This window comes from Alicyclobacillus shizuokensis NBRC 103103 (assembly GCF_001552255.1).
In the GTDB taxonomy this organism is placed as follows: Bacteria; Bacillota; Bacilli; order Alicyclobacillales; family Alicyclobacillaceae; genus Alicyclobacillus_G; species Alicyclobacillus_G shizuokensis.
This window is the reverse complement of record NZ_BCQV01000014.1, coordinates 1-12,727: the sequence shown is the minus strand read 5'-3', so window position 1 is coordinate 12,727 and position 12,727 is coordinate 1. Positions and strand designations below refer to the sequence as shown.

Genomic DNA, 12,727 nt, shown 5'->3' with positions numbered 1-12,727 from the left:
GATTCTGGACGACAGCAAGGGGATGAAACTTGCGTGGCACTTGCTGAGGTGAACGACATTCGGTTTCAAGAGCTGGACCAGCGAGTCCGCTATTACATTGATCACCCACTGTTGCGAAAGCACCGCATAGAGCCTGCAGCCAGCCGGTTTCATTTCGACGTGCTGTCAGCCATCCTGCGCGGCGCCAATCTGCCATCCGTGAAAACTCGTCCCATTCTGGAAGCCGTTCTGTTGCTGCAGCTGGGTCTGTCCATTCACGATAAAGTGGATGCTCACACCGGACAGGCTCGCCAGTTAATGGTTCTCACAGGGGATTACAGCAGCGGACGGTATTATTGGATACTGGCTCGTCTGGGCGATTTGCGTCTGTTGGCGGGTCTCTGTGAAGCGGTCGTGAAAGTCAACGAGGCCAAAATGGCACTATGGAGTCTGCAACGAGATGCTGATGCGGAGTCCTCCCTGCAACGTTTGCAGGAGAAACTGGAGCTCTGCTCTACGATACACGGTGAATTGCTGTACGCGGTCTGCCAGTGGCTATTCCCTGGGGATCCCGCTTGGCTCAATCAGGTCAGGTCCTTGGTCAAGGCGTACGTTTTGAGTGACCGTCGATCGGTCGATGATCTGCCGAGCGTATTCTCAGTGCGGCAACTGAATCAGTGGTTATCCGATTTGATTGAGAATATTCTACGAGGTCCCATCAATGTCCGGTTGCAGCAGACCACCAATTTTCTGCTGGAGTGCCTGTTGCCGGTACAACGAAACTTAGAACAACAATTGTTGGCCGAGGGGAACCGATGATGGCTGTGCGGACGGATAAAGCGCGATATGTGCACGACGTATTTTCCCAGATCGCGCACCGATACGACATGATGAATACGGTGCTCAGCTTTTCGCAGCACAAGGGATGGCGGCGCTTCGCCATGAAGCACCTGAAGCTTGAGCCTGGCAGCCGCGCATTGGATGTCGCATGCGGAACCGGCGATTGGACGCTGTCCTTGGCGCGAGCGGTCGGGGAACAGGGTGAAGTGGTCGGCATCGACTTTTGTCAGGAAATGTTGGATGTTGCTGAGGACAAGCTGCAACGCCACCCTGACTTGGCCCGCTGGGTACGGCTTGTGCAAGGGGATGCCATGGCGCTGCCGTTTGCACAGGATACGTTTGACGCGGCGACAATTGGCTTCGCTTTGCGTAATGTGCCGGATATCCACCAGGTCTTGGCGGAAATGGCGCGGGTGGTGCGGCCGGGAGGCTGGGTTGTAAGCCTGGAACTGTCCAAGCCTGAGTGGCCGGTGTGGCGATCGCTGTATTACTTTTATTTTCATCGGATTCTACCTTGGATTGGTGCGCTGGCAGTGGGGAAGAGGGCGCCATACGCGTGGCTGCCGGAGTCATTGGTGGATTTTCCGGACCGCCGTCAGTTGGAACACATATTTCGCGAAGTCGGACTTGAACAAGTGCAAAGTTATCCGCTGACAGGCGGCGTCGCGGCCCTCCATCTAGGCCGTAAGGCAGGAGGCTAAGCATGGAGTTTCATTCGGTCTATCGGGCGTACGAGAGCGATTTGCAACGTGTGGAACGTTGTCTTATGGAGGCCGTGGCGTCTGCCAATCCAGCAATGACTCAATCGGCAAGGCAGCTCTTGGAGGCCGGCGGAAAGCGAATCAGGCCGTTGTTTGCCTTGATGTGCAGTCAACTCGACGGTCGACGGCCAGGCGAGCAGGTATACCGCGCAGCGGCCGCTCTCGAGTTGGTACATATGGCTTCTCTGGTGCACGACGATGTGGTCGATGAATCGGACGTGCGCAGAGGGAGACCGACCGTGCGCGCTCGGTTTGGCAATCGTCCAGCCATGTATACGGGCGATTTTTTGTTCGCCCGTGCGATCCAGCTGTTGACCACCATTGACATTCCTGCGGTTCATGAAGAGATGTCTCTGGCCATGGTTCGTATGTGCGAGGGAGAGATTGACCAAATCCGAGATTTTTATAATTGGCATCAATCGTTGCGATCGTATTTGCGCCGCGTGGAACGGAAAACGGCGCTGTTGATCTCGGTAAGTTGCGCCGTCGGAGCCCGCGTGGGCGGGTGCGACGAAGCGACCATCGGCATCGCACGCAGGTTTGGTCATTACACGGGCATGTCATTCCAAATAACGGATGATTTGTTGGACTTTATTGGCGATGCCGAAGTGGTGGGCAAACCGGTAGGGGGCGATTTGCGGCAGGGAAACTTGACCCTGCCCACTCTGCATGCACTGGCCACTGGCCCTCATGCCCGGGAATTACGCAGCTTGGTACATACCGACATGGATGCGAGCGATGTGGAGCAAGCTGTTCGCCTGATTCGTTCATCGAATTCACTGGACTACGCCAGGTCGCTGGCAGAGAGGTATTTGGACAAGGCGATGGCCGAATTGGATTTGCTGCCAGCAGACCAGGTGGTGACGCAGCTGCGCAGCATTGCCCAGTTTGTCAATCAGCGCGTTTATTAGGTGGCGGAAGCTTGCAGACATCGTCCGCCTTCCCGTAAAATGGGGCGCGTACAACATGGAAGGGAGTTACGGACGGTCATGGCAACGGAATTGACGTTTGTGATGGTAAAACCAGATGGCGTGCAGCGGGGCTTGGTGGGCGAGATTGTCGCTCGTTTGGAGCGCAAAGGGCTGAAACTGCGGGCGGCAAAGTTGATGTCCGTTAGCCGCGAATTGGCTGAACAGCATTACGCGGAGCACCGTGAGCGCCCGTTCTTTCAGGACTTGGTGGCATTCATCACCTCCTCCCCCGTGTTCGCGATGGTCTGGGAAGGGGAAGGAGCCATCCGAATTGCTCGCGCCATCATGGGACAGACCAATCCTGCGGACGCGGCACCTGGAACCATTCGTGGCGACTATGGACTCACCATCGGCATGAACGTGATTCACGGCTCCGATTCACCGGAAAGTGCAGACCGAGAGATCAGGCTGTGGTTCCCAGAGGGCATGGTGGCGTACGAGCGGGCCGTGGACGTTTGGTTGGCCTAGTCGGCGGTTGAGTTTGACCGCCCATCGCCCATCGCGGCCTCGGTACATGACCTCTGTCCCCTCATGGGGCAGAGGTCTTTCGATTGTCCGGCCGCTTGCCGGTGGTTCTCGGCGGAATCTCCGCAGACCGGCGCATCTGCAGCGGCGGTCGTCGGTGGATGGGAGGACCATCGTGAATCCACGTGAGCAGACGCTGCCTGATTGATATGACGGCTTCATATCCGGCGTAAAAACTGTCCTCCAATCGTTGCAGAGAGGTCCAATTCATGCCCTGTACACTTGGCTCCACGACGTAAACATCATCTCCGCCCATATCATCCTCTATGGTTTCCCGCAAAAGCACATCGAACGAGCGGATCAAGACATCCACCAGGTGGCGGGGCCGCCAGTCTCTGTCCAATGTATGCAGGTTGACCACGATGATTTTTTGACACCCCATCTCTCGCAGCACGTACACAGGCACATAGTGGCGCAGCGCCCCGTCGACCAGCACCTGATTCTCTCGGCATACGGGGCGAAATATGCCAGGCAGTGCGCAGCTGGCGAGCAGGCACTGTTCAATCGGCGACGCGGGCAGGGCCCGTCCCGAAGCCACGGCGGGCGGATAGTTGGAGAACACGACCGGATCGCCAGTGACCAAATCGGTGGCCAGGACGAAAAAGGGGGCGATAGGCTTGCGTCCAGCCAGAGTCTTGCGGAAATAACGCTGCAGGGTTTGCCCGCGGACCAGCCCCCCGGGAAATCGTATCCGCTGCGGCCGATGCGATAGGTGGATGGGCAGGCGCAAGAACCGAGAGACGCGCAGGGACCACGGCAGTCCATAATCAAGCAGGGAAGTTCCCGGAAAGTGTCGAATAAGGTCGAGGTAGTCCGTGCGGGCGTAGCCGTGGGCGAACAAGGCGGCGACAACGGCCCCGGCGCTGGTTCCGGCCGCCATAGCGGGATTCACGCCCAAGTCGCGCAGCGCCTCCAGGGCGCCAGCATGAGCGGCAGCTTTGAGAGTTCCTCCGCTCAGGGCTACACCAATTCGGAAGGGTCGTTCCGATGTGGGGATCACGAGGATCTCACCTCCAGAAGCAAGGGGACGTCTATGGACGATTTCGACACATTCATGTATGCGTTTCGCCAACGATTTGGCCTCGATTTAACCTTCTATAAACGGCCTCAACTGGAGCGGCGAATTCGCTCCTTCCAAACCCGTCATCACTATCCCAATCTGAACGCGTTGGCCGAGGCGGTGGCACAAAATCCAAGACTGCGTCAGGAATTTTTGGACAAGATCACGATCAATGTATCCGAATTTTTTCGCAATCCGGAGCGCTGGCGGGCCTTGTGGCCATGGATTGAGCGGCTGCAGGTGGCGCCTGTGCGCGTTTGGAGCGCCGCATGTGCGACGGGTGAAGAGCCGTATACGCTGGCTATCCTGTTTGAGCAGCACGGGGTTTCCTACCGCATCCTCGCCACCGACATTGATGAGTCCGCTCTTTCCGCTGCCCAGGACGGCGTCTATCGCCTTCATCAACTGCGGTCATTGCCGGACTTCGAACGGGATCGATATTTTGTACCTCAAACTGGAGGCGGCTGGCGAATCCAGCCGCACTTGCAGAGGCACATCAGGTTTCTGCAGCACGACCTGTTCAGCGATGTACTGCCGCCGGGGGCGCCTTTTCACCTCATCGTATGTCGAAATGTGTTGATTTATTTTACCGAGGAAGGAAAGGACCGGGTTATCGCAAAGCTTGCGGGCGCGCTGTCGCCCGGAGGCATTCTGTTTGTCGGATCGACCGAGCAGTTTCTGCAGAGCCATCGATATGGACTCGTCAACGTCGCTCCATTTCTGTACCAGAAGTCGTCCCACTAGGTCAATCGCACGGTCCCGCGGGACAGGGAAGACATACCGTGAAGCATGCCATTCATGAGGGGGGATGCGATTGTACGCCGATGGGACTTTCGGGTGTTATAAACGCGCATTTGACCAACAAAGGGAGGAAAAGCGACATGTATGATGGTGGGGTGTTTGGCGGCTACACTCGCTGGGCCGTCGTATTTCTGATCATCTTTGTTCTGTTCTTCTTGCTGATCCCCAGCGGTTTCGTCCGCACCTGCACGACAACTCCTGTGTGCTGACGAGTTGCTGTCGTGCAGCGGCCGCGACAGCCACATCACGCCGCGGGCAATCGGTGACAACCTCGCCATACCAGGAGGTGAATACTTGTGTGCACCCGGTGTCAGGTTCAAAAGTATGTGGGCGGATGGGTTGAGTTCCGAACGCCTTGGGGCTATCACAGAGGCATTGTGGAGCGGGTTACACCTCATGCTGTCCTCATGCGTGTGCCGAAGCAATATGCCCCGGCTAGTTATGCCACCGCGTCAATTCAGAAGGCCGCACAGGCAGATGCCCGTGCAACCGATGAGCAGAAGCTGGATATCGCACTTGCCCAGTGGGGTTACCGGCGCCCCTACACATACGGTGCTCGCTGGGGTTACCCTGGTTGGGCTGGTTGGTGGGCCGGCTGGTGGCTGTGGTGGTTAGCGTTTGCCTGGATATGGTGGCTGGCCTTCCTCTGGTAGTGAACGTCCCCTTCCTTCCATCCATGCGAACCATCGCCATGCCACCAATCGGGCATTGGGGAACAAGGACAGCGCCTCCATCGAGGGGGGCGCTTTATGCGCTTTTCACGCGACGGGATTGAGTTCCTAGGGAGAGCACGTTACTATAGACTTGAAGATAGAACTTTCAAGGAATTGTGTCTGCTCTGTCCGTCTCTGTTTGAGCCCTTTATTTCACGGCGTTCAATCCCGATTGAGGAGGATACATACCGTGGCCCCGATCTACGTTTGGCTGCCCACAGTGGTTCTGCTAGTGGTGTTTGTGCTCTGGGGAGTTTGGATGAATGTCGGCCGCCGATGAGGGCATCTCCGGGCTCCTCTTCGGTACGGAGCGAGACCGGCTCCAAGCCGATGCCTGCGGCGTATGAGTCATATTTTTGTGCTGCCTCCCATACGGTTGTTCGTAGTTGTCCCAGGACACTGGGTGGTTGCGAGGAGGGGAGGGGGCACTGTAGTGGGCCAATGGTCAGCTTTTCTGTCGAGCGTGTTGTATTCCCTGTCTTACCTGTTGCTGCATGTTGCTCAGCGCCGCGGCGAGACCTGTGATAACGGAGTCTTGCCCGTTCTCTGTCTTTCCTCTGCTCTGTTGCTCGTGGCCTCCGGTGTCCGTCTCTCGCTGGAGCCTTCCGCTTGGGCATGGCTTTGGCCGCAAATCGGTTTCATAGCTCTGTCTGGGTTGTGCGGAACATTTTTGGGTCGGACGGCTCTGTTTGCGTCGATGGTGCGCTTAGGGGCCACGCGTAGTGTGGTGGTTAAATCGCTCTCTCCCATCGTCACCATCATGACCGCGGTGGTCTTCTTGCGCGAGCCGCTCAAGATTGACGAGTGGTTGGGCATCTTCATGATGTTGTCCGGCGTCGGATTGCTGCTCGTGGAGCGGAGCCAGCGGGACACCCGGGCGGTCTTCCGGACCCGTGTGCTGGAGGGTGTCGTCCTCGGATTGGCTGCCGCTGTATTTGAAGGGGTGGGTCACACCTGGCGCAAGCTCGGTATGCATGCGGGAGATGCTCTGTGGGCCGCCGCCGTCGACATGACCGTGGCGGCGGTGGCCTATATGACCTACTTGGCGGCGAAAGGAAGGCTTCGGGCGTATACGCGCTTTTATGTATCTGTACGCAGTCCCTACACCTTGGTGTCGTCCATCACCTCGGCCGCCGCAGTCCTCACCTTTTACACAGCCGTGGATTTTGCGCCGGTGAGCGTGGTGGCCACGATTGTCGGTATTCAGCCTGTCGTCCTCGCCATCTTGTCGTCGCTGTGGTTTGGCAGCTTGGAAGACAGAACGTGGCTGACGTTTGTGTATACCCCTCTGACCGTACTGGGAGTTTGGATGGTCGTCCGCGGAGGCTGATGCAAGTGGTTACAGGCTGCATCTATGACCGTTGTCTTTCAACCATTTGCGCCGCCTCGGGTAATCGGGGATGGTGCGCGCGACAGCGTCCCAAAATGGCTGCGAGTGATTGCGGTGTCGAAGGTGTGCCAGTTCGTGCACGATAAGGTAGTCTAGGATGGCCATCGGCGCCATCAAGATATGCCAATTCAAGCGAATGGTTCCATCCACAGAACAACTGCCCCAACGGGATTTTTGCTCCTTCAAGATGATTCGTCTAGGCCATCCATAGAGAGGGGCGAAGGCTTGCACACGCTCTTCAATCACAGGCCTGCCCGCTTGCATGTACCAGTCGCGAAACAGGCGCCGCAACGCGGCAGTATCCGTCGCCGGGTCTGGATCATGGATCCCTGTGCGACCGGGAACAGGCGTATGCAAGAAGAAGCCTTGGGCGTTCCAGTGAAGCTGCGGTGGCTCCTCGTCGCGATTGTGAAGGATGTGTAAAGGATAGCTTTTGCCCAGAAACCAGAACGTCTCTCCCGGTTCGAAACGGTGTGGCTCCACGGACTTGAGCTTGTCTTCAATCTCGTCCATTTTCCGGACAATCCACTCCGCCTTGTCGGCCACAATCGATTCAATTTGAGCGTCCGGAACGGTCAACGGAGCACGGACGTACACCCCGCGCTCACCATCCACATGCAGAGTTATTCTTGTCTTGCGTGCCCGGTGCTCAATGACATACGGGACGATGCGGTCGTTAAACTGAAATTCTGGCATTCTGTGTCTCCTTCCTGAGGGCTGTCTTCAGGTTACACGCCCCCAAGGAAACATGGCAAGTTGTCACGACACTCCCCAGTTCCCATCCCCGTTCTGGAGGTGCGTGATGGGCTTCAGTCGACTGAAGTGACGACCGGCTTTACCTGGCCTCAAAACTCGAATGCGCTTGCAGGAATTTGCGCGGTCGATTGCCAATAAGAAAGAAGGTGGCGATTTTCTTTCCTGAAAGGACGGGGTGTTCTGTGCACAGCACGGCAAAACGACAGATTCGTATTGGCATGATTGGTTATAAATTTATGGGCAAGGCCCACAGTCACGCGTATCGGGATCTTCCGTTTTTCTTCAATATGGAGGCTTTACCCGTGATGCAGGCCATCGCGGGTCGCGACGAGGTTGCGGTCAAGGCAGCAGCACAGCAGATGGGCTGGCAATCCTATGAAACCGATTGGCGCCGTCTGATAGAGCGTGACGACATTGATGTCATCGACATTGTCACGCCCAACAACACGCACGCGGAAATGGCCATCGCGGCCGCCCGAGCCGGCAAACACGTGATATGTGAAAAGCCTCTCGGCATGAGTGTCGCCGAGGCAGAGCGTATGCTGCAGGCGGTCCAAGAAACCGGCGTGGTCAACGTCATTTGCCACAACTATCGATTTGCCCCGGCCGTTCAATTTGCGAAGAAGCTGATTGACGAAGGGCGCCTCGGCCGGATATATCATATCCGCGCCACCTACTTGCAGGATTGGATTATGGACCCGCAGTTTCCCCTCGTCTGGCGCTTGCGCAAGGAAGTGACCGGATCCGGCGCGCACGGGGACATCGCGGCCCACATCATCGACTTGGCTCGCTTTTTGGTCGGAGAATTCCGCGAGGTTGTGGGCATGATGGAGACATTCATCAAGCAGCGTCCCTTGGGCGAGATGACGGGCGGTCTGCACGCCCAAACCACTCAGGGAGCCTTGGGAGAGGTCGATGTCGACGATGCGTCCGCTTTTCTGGCTCGTTTCGAAAGCGGGGCCATCGGCGTTTTTGAAGCGACACGGTTTGCCGCCGGCAACCGCAACGGAAACCGGTTTGAAATCAATGGGGAAAAGGGCTCCATTCGTTGGGACTTGGAGAACATGAACAACCTGCAGGTGTACCTGACGGACGATGAACCCGGGATGCAGGGCTTTCGCACCATCAACTGCACGGAGGATGTCCATCCGTACGCTGGCGCCTATTGGCCGGCTGGGCACATCATTGGCTATGAGCACACATTCCTCAATCTGTTCTACGAAGCCTTGCAAAGCGTGGCGCGCGGCACAGGCGTAAAACCTGATTTTATGGATGGGCTGCGCAATCAGCAGGTGTTGGAAGCTGTGGAACGATCCGTTGCGAGTGGCCAGTGGGAAAAGGTGGGCAACTGATGCCACAGGTATCCCAGGGATTGCGTCCGATGAAAGTAGGCGTGGTGGGTTGTGGGAACATCAGCCGCGTCTACCTAACCAACCTCCAGGCGCTGCCTACGGTTGAGGTTGTGGCGGTTGCAGACTTGGACATGACGCGCGCCCAAGAGAAAGCACAAGAATTTTCCATTCCGCACGCCTGCACAGTGCCGGAGCTGTTGGCCCGGGAGGAAATTGATTGCGTCCTCAATCTGACGGTGCCGAAAGCGCACGCCGAGGTCTCTCTGGCGGCCCTGGAGCACGGGAAACACGTGTATGTGGAGAAGCCCTTGGCGGTGGATTTGGCGGCCGCTCGGCGAGTGCTGGAAACCGCTCACACGCGCGGCCTTCACGTAGGTTGTGCGCCGGACACGTTCCTCGGGGGCGGCCTGCAGACTTGCCGCAAGTTGCTCGACGAGGGATGGATTGGTGAGCCGGTGGCGGCGACGGCGTTCATGTTGAGCCACGGGCATGAGCATTGGCATCCGGATCCCGCCTTTTACTATCAAACGGGGGGCGGCCCGATGTTCGACATGGGCCCCTACTATCTGACCGCGTTGGTTCACTTGCTGGGACCCATGCGCCGGGTCACCGGGTCCGCGAGAATCACCTTTCCTGAGCGCATCGTCACCAGCCCCGCACGGCGCGGGGAGAGGATACCGGTCTCTACGCCCACACACATTGCTGGGGTCATCGACTTTGAATGTGGTGCCATCGCCACCTTGGTGACCAGTTTCGATGTGTGGTACGGTGAGGTGCCGCGCATCGAGATTTATGGCAGCGAGGGCTCCATGAGCGTGCCAGATCCGAACCATTTCTCGGGTCCGGTGCGGATTCGCCGACGCGGGGCTGACCAGTGGAGCGACATCCCGGTCCTGTTTGACTTCGTCGAAAACAGCCGCGGGCTGGGCGTCGCGGAAATGGCTGCGTCTTTGCACATGGGACAGCGGCACCGCGCGCATGGCGATCTCGGCTACCATGTGCTCGAAGCCATGCACGGGTTTCACATCGCATCCGATGAGGGGAAGCACTACGAGTTGCAAAGCACTTGCGAACGTCCTGCACCATTCATTGCCCAGGATGTTTTGGGAGTCCTGTAGGCCCGGGGCATTCAACCGGAGACGAGTCGGGCAATGCCCGACTCGTCGTAAGGCATAGGAGGGAACGGCCATGTCCAGCCCTAAGGTTTCATGTCATCTCATCACCTGGGGGGAAGACTTCATCACCGGCTTACAGGAGGCGTCTTCGCTCGGGTTTCGAGCCTGTGAAACGTTTACCCACATGGCGCTTCAATACGAGCAGCGAGTGGAAGAGTTTCAGGAACTCCTGCACCGGTACGGATTTGTCCTCTCCGCCCTGTATGGCGGCGGCCGATTCAGTGACAAAGCCCAGCAGTCGGATGTCATCGAATACAACACTCGTGTCGCCGAGTTCCTCGCGAAAAACGGGAGCGACCGCATTGTGTTTGGCCCCAAGGGCCCGCGTGCAGCCGGCGGTACTCCCTTGGAAGACCTGAAGACAGCGGCGCAGACCATCAACGAAGCGGCGAAGCGCTGCGCGGACCTGGGTGTCAAGGCGTGTGTGCATCCCCACTTGGGCACGGAGATTCAGGATGAGCGGGAACTGGATGTCATCATGGAACTCACAGATCCAAAATATGTGCATTTTTGCCCAGACACAGCGCACTTGGCTAAGGCCGGTATGAATCCGGAGGTTATCCTGCGGCGCTATCGCGACCGCATCGCGTACGTCCATCTCAAAGATGTGACGCCCGATGCAGTGGATGTCGAGGCGTTTCCCATCTTGTCCGGAAACGAAGCGTTGCCCATCTTCTGCGAGCTCGGTCTGGGCACATTGAACTTCACGCCCATCATCCAGTGCTTGCAGGATATCGACTACGATGGTTGGCTCACAGTCGAGATCGACCAGTCCACCAGCACACCGCGCCAAAGCTTGACCGTGTGCCGCGACTTTGTCGAGCAACGCTTGGGCATTCCAGTGAGTGCGGCGCGTCTCTAGGCTGTTACTTTCCTCTGCTATCCACAAAGATACGCTCGGGAAAGGGGCGAAGCCCCTGTACGAGCGTGTTTCACCTGACGAGCAACACGTGTACGGGAGGCTGTTAACCATGGCTACGATAGAAGATTTTACGAAGTTGGATTTGCGGGTAGGGACTGTTATCGAAGCAGAGGCCTTTCCGGAAGCGCGGGTACCTGCCATTAAACTTATCATCGATTTCGGGCCGCTCGGCGTCAAGCGTTCCAGCGCTCAGATCACGAAACGGTATGCGCCGGACAACCTGAAAGGGCGCCAGGTGGTCGCGGTGGTCAATTTCCCGCCCAAACGCATCGCGGGTTTTGTCTCGGAGGTCTTGGTGCTGGGCGCCATACCCGAAAAAGGAGACGTGGTGCTGCTTGCACCAGATGCGACAGTTGAAAACGGCACCCCCATTGCATAGCCAGGGCGGCGGTGTTTGCACTTGTGACCTATTTGGAACGGTCCTGCATCGGGGCGGAAGGTGGAGGCGGAAGCGGCTCCGGCTCCGGGGTTTCCATCTGCTGTCGCCCATCGCGGATGGCTGCGGTCATGTCCGCGCCCGACAACGGGAGCGCGGACAACGAGCCGTTTCTGGCGGCGTGTTGATTCGCCATGAAGACGGGGTGCCGCGCTGGTCGCTCGGACGGGAGTTGATTGCGCTCGGCGGTGCAGCGTGTGAAGGCATGGACCTCGCGAGACATGCCGCTCCATACTGTGACAGGCAAGGTGTTTCGCGCGTTTCTCCCGCGTTTTCACGGAGCCGTTTATCGTGAATGCCTGAATGCGGGAACCATCGCCCCTGCCGTTTATGATCCGGACGTCGAAACGGTGCGGTGCACGCGCCTCGCAGTCGCGGCAGCATCGTGGCGGGCATCACGGCCATGAGTCGCCCCCCATGGGAAACCAATCTGTCACCAATATAACGGACTTGCCAGTGCTCCCAATGTAAGCCCAGTCAAAGCCCCGAATCCGAAATACGCCAATGGTGAGTAAACCAATTCATCCCTTTCGCTTGAATCACACGTTTGAATGGCGTGGTTGATCCCTAAGTTTGAACCCGTCATGTTCATTCCAGTCGTACTGTAGGGAATCATATAAATCCCGCTCGTTGTCACAGAATGGAGATAACCACTGTAAATTCTGCCGTTGACATGGTGGGCATTGACTGGTCGGCCGACCAGACGCCTCGCGACAGGATAAAGTGGATGATACACTTTTCTTTTCCTCCTCCTTTGCAATTGGGCCATTTCATCCATTTTAAGGATCATGTCGGCGTCCAATAAGGAATCATTTTCTCATAAGAGAAAAAGATGTCCTTAAATGGACACCTTTTTCTCGCCCATGCTAACACACAGTCGTAGTTGTTGTCTCTGCTCCGCCGCATCCGTATCCAGGAACCAACAAGAAGAAAAGAACGAAGATGATCAGGAATACCACGGCCCAACGGGTATATCCACCAAAGACCCCGTACATCAGACTCCCCCCTCTCATCGGTCTTCACCTCTCGATGTCCATAGAATGTTT

General features: G+C 57.3%; 14 protein-coding genes. 12 read left to right on the top strand and 2 right to left on the bottom strand.

Features of this window, described 5'->3' with window-relative positions; all coding sequences use genetic code 11:
- Positions 1-33 precede the first annotated feature (33 nt).
- The 4 genes from ASH01S_RS07210 (at position 34) to ndk (ending at position 3,019) form a co-directional block, all read left to right on the top strand.
- Entirely contained in the window at positions 34-798 is a 765-nt protein-coding gene (locus ASH01S_RS07210) for a heptaprenyl diphosphate synthase component 1 (RefSeq protein WP_067925802.1), read from the top strand.
- Positions 798-1,520 (top strand): demethylmenaquinone methyltransferase, encoded by a 723-nt coding sequence (locus tag ASH01S_RS07205; RefSeq protein WP_067925800.1) that lies wholly within the window; start codon positions 798-800, stop codon positions 1,518-1,520. Before ASH01S_RS07210 ends, ASH01S_RS07205 begins: the two co-directional genes overlap by 1 nt.
- Positions 1,521-1,522: 2 nt before the next feature.
- The gene (locus tag ASH01S_RS07200) at positions 1,523-2,491 is read left to right on the top strand and encodes a polyprenyl synthetase family protein (protein WP_067925797.1); all 969 of its coding nucleotides are present in this window, start codon (positions 1,523-1,525) and stop codon (positions 2,489-2,491) included.
- 78 nt (positions 2,492-2,569) lie between these two features.
- Entirely contained in the window at positions 2,570-3,019 is a 450-nt protein-coding gene (gene ndk / locus ASH01S_RS07195) for a nucleoside-diphosphate kinase (protein ID WP_067925794.1), read from the top strand.
- Between the two features lie 61 nt (positions 3,020-3,080).
- On the opposite strand, the gene ASH01S_RS07190 is transcribed toward ndk, so the two are convergent.
- Complete coding sequence (locus ASH01S_RS07190) at positions 3,081-4,076, bottom strand: patatin-like phospholipase family protein (protein ID WP_067925791.1); 996 nt, start codon at positions 4,074-4,076, stop codon at positions 3,081-3,083.
- A gap of 33 nt (positions 4,077-4,109) precedes the next feature.
- Here ASH01S_RS07190 and ASH01S_RS07185 point away from each other — a divergent pair, with 33 nt between their 5' ends.
- The 4 genes from ASH01S_RS07185 (at position 4,110) to ASH01S_RS07175 (ending at position 6,980) form a co-directional block, all read left to right on the top strand.
- Positions 4,110-4,880: a CheR family methyltransferase gene (locus ASH01S_RS07185; protein WP_067925788.1), complete on the top strand. Its 771-nt coding sequence runs from the start codon at positions 4,110-4,112 to the stop codon at positions 4,878-4,880.
- Positions 4,881-4,918: 38 nt separating this feature from the next.
- Positions 4,919-5,146, top strand: a complete 228-nt coding sequence (locus tag ASH01S_RS18480; protein ID WP_157067042.1) for a hypothetical protein — start codon at positions 4,919-4,921, stop codon at positions 5,144-5,146.
- A gap of 87 nt (positions 5,147-5,233) precedes the next feature.
- A complete protein-coding gene (locus ASH01S_RS07180; protein ID WP_067925785.1) occupies positions 5,234-5,590 on the top strand; it encodes a hypothetical protein in 357 nt (118 codons plus the stop codon).
- 493 nt (positions 5,591-6,083) lie between these two features.
- Positions 6,084-6,980: a DMT family transporter gene (locus ASH01S_RS07175; RefSeq protein WP_067925782.1), complete on the top strand. Its 897-nt coding sequence runs from the start codon at positions 6,084-6,086 to the stop codon at positions 6,978-6,980.
- 9 nt (positions 6,981-6,989) lie between these two features.
- Here ASH01S_RS07175 and ASH01S_RS07170 read toward each other — a convergent pair whose 3' ends face one another.
- Positions 6,990-7,736 carry a M48 family metallopeptidase gene (locus tag ASH01S_RS07170; RefSeq protein ID WP_067925779.1) on the bottom strand — a complete coding sequence of 249 codons (747 nt, stop codon included), beginning with the start codon at positions 7,734-7,736 and terminating at the stop codon, positions 6,990-6,992.
- A 278-nt stretch (positions 7,737-8,014) separates the two neighbouring features.
- Here ASH01S_RS07170 and ASH01S_RS07165 point away from each other — a divergent pair, with 278 nt between their 5' ends.
- The 4 genes from ASH01S_RS07165 to csaA all read left to right on the top strand — a co-directional run bounded on the left by ASH01S_RS07165 (position 8,015) and on the right by csaA (position 11,624).
- Positions 8,015-9,148 carry a Gfo/Idh/MocA family protein gene (locus ASH01S_RS07165; RefSeq protein ID WP_067926032.1) on the top strand — a complete coding sequence of 378 codons (1,134 nt, stop codon included), beginning with the start codon at positions 8,015-8,017 and terminating at the stop codon, positions 9,146-9,148.
- Positions 9,148-10,266 (top strand): Gfo/Idh/MocA family protein, encoded by a 1,119-nt coding sequence (locus tag ASH01S_RS07160; RefSeq protein WP_067925776.1) that lies wholly within the window; start codon positions 9,148-9,150, stop codon positions 10,264-10,266. The genes ASH01S_RS07165 and ASH01S_RS07160 overlap by 1 nt, the downstream gene beginning before the upstream one ends.
- A 70-nt stretch (positions 10,267-10,336) precedes the next feature.
- The gene (locus ASH01S_RS07155; RefSeq protein ID WP_067925773.1) at positions 10,337-11,185 is read left to right on the top strand and encodes a sugar phosphate isomerase/epimerase family protein; all 849 of its coding nucleotides are present in this window, start codon (positions 10,337-10,339) and stop codon (positions 11,183-11,185) included.
- Positions 11,186-11,294: 109 nt separating this feature from the next.
- Positions 11,295-11,624 (top strand): chaperone CsaA, encoded by a 330-nt coding sequence (gene csaA / locus ASH01S_RS07150; protein WP_067925771.1) that lies wholly within the window; start codon positions 11,295-11,297, stop codon positions 11,622-11,624.
- Positions 11,625-12,727 lie beyond the last annotated feature (1,103 nt).

Bases quoted from the DNA above. Each gene is read 5' to 3' on its own strand.
- csaA (WP_067925771.1), top strand. From the start codon at position 11,295: ATGGCTACGATAGAAGATTTTACGAAGTTGGATTTGCGGGTAGGGACT.
- ASH01S_RS07200 (WP_067925797.1), top strand. From the start codon at position 1,523: ATGGAGTTTCATTCGGTCTATCGGGCGTACGAGAGCGATTTGCAACGT.
- ASH01S_RS07205 (WP_067925800.1), top strand. From the start codon at position 798: ATGGCTGTGCGGACGGATAAAGCGCGATATGTGCACGACGTATTTTCC.
- ASH01S_RS07185 (WP_067925788.1), top strand. From the start codon at position 4,110: ATGGACGATTTCGACACATTCATGTATGCGTTTCGCCAACGATTTGGC.
- ASH01S_RS07165 (WP_067926032.1), top strand. From the start codon at position 8,015: ATGATTGGTTATAAATTTATGGGCAAGGCCCACAGTCACGCGTATCGG.
- ndk (WP_067925794.1), top strand. From the start codon at position 2,570: ATGGCAACGGAATTGACGTTTGTGATGGTAAAACCAGATGGCGTGCAG.
- ASH01S_RS07170 (WP_067925779.1), bottom strand. From the start codon at position 7,736: ATGCCAGAATTTCAGTTTAACGACCGCATCGTCCCGTATGTCATTGAG.
- ASH01S_RS07155 (WP_067925773.1), top strand. From the start codon at position 10,337: ATGTCCAGCCCTAAGGTTTCATGTCATCTCATCACCTGGGGGGAAGAC.
- ASH01S_RS07160 (WP_067925776.1), top strand. From the start codon at position 9,148: ATGCCACAGGTATCCCAGGGATTGCGTCCGATGAAAGTAGGCGTGGTG.